The sequence below is a fragment of the Bradyrhizobium sp. P2_E8 genome, from assembly GCF_056403875.1.
Genome location: NZ_JBFUES010001633.1, coordinates 1 through 961, shown reverse-complemented (window position 1 = coordinate 961; position 961 = coordinate 1). Strand labels below are relative to the sequence as shown.

The window sequence follows — 961 nt, the reverse complement described above, 5'->3', positions numbered from 1 at the left end:
CTCGACCGCGGCCAACATCTTCCTCGGGATGGTCGAGGCGCCGCTGTTCGTGCGGCCGTATCTGGCGCAGATGACGCGCAGCGAATTGTTCCTGGTGATGACCGGCGGCATGGCCGGCATCGCCGGCACGGTGCTGGTGCTCTATGCGACGCTCCTTGCTCCCCTCATCCCCGACGCCGCGGCGCATTTCGTCATCGCCTCGGTGCTGGGCGCGCCGGCTGCGATCCTCGTCAGCTTGATCATGGTGCCGGAGACATCAGACAAGCGCACCGGCGGCACGCTGGAGGATCCCGAGATGGAGGTCTCCGGCACGATGGATGCGATCGTGAAGGGCACGAGCGCAGGGATCGAGCTGCTGATCAACATCGTCGCGATGCTGCTGGTGCTGGTGGCGCTGGTCTACCTCGTCAACGCCATCCTCGGCCTGTTGCCGAATGTCGCCGGCGCTGCGATCTCGTTGCAGCGCCTGCTTGGCCTCGTCATGGCGCCGGTGTGCTGGCTGATGGGATTGCCCTGGGATCAGGCGGTGACGGCCGGCAGCCTGATGGGCACGAAAACGGTGCTCAACGAACTGATCGCCTATGTCGACCTGTCGAAGCTCGCGCCGGATGTGCTGGACACACGCTCGCGCCTGATCATGCTCTACGCGATGTGCGGCTTCGCCAACTTCGCCAGCCTCGGCATCATGATCGGCGGCTTGGGGGTGATGGCGCCGGAGCGCCGCGAGGAGATCAACGCGCTCGGGCTGAAGTCGATCGTCTCGGGGACGCTGACGACGTGTTTGATGGGGGCGATCGTTGGGGTGTTGGCGTAGCGAAGAGCCCGCAGCCCGGATGGAGCGCAGCGCAATCCGGGAAAGTGTGCGCCGTCGCAAGCAGCGGCCCCGGATTACGCTCCGCTCCATCCGGGCTACAAGGAGCTCGTCATTGCGAGCGAAGCGAAGCAATCCAGAAATGCATCC

1 protein-coding gene is annotated in these 961 nt (G+C 65.2%); it reads left to right on the top strand.

What is annotated here, in order from left to right; genetic code table 11:
- A partial coding sequence (locus tag AC1D00_RS42875; RefSeq protein ID WP_477014888.1) for a NupC/NupG family nucleoside CNT transporter occupies positions 1-814 on the top strand: 814 nt, incomplete at its 5' end.
- Positions 815-961: the final 147 nt, after the last annotated feature.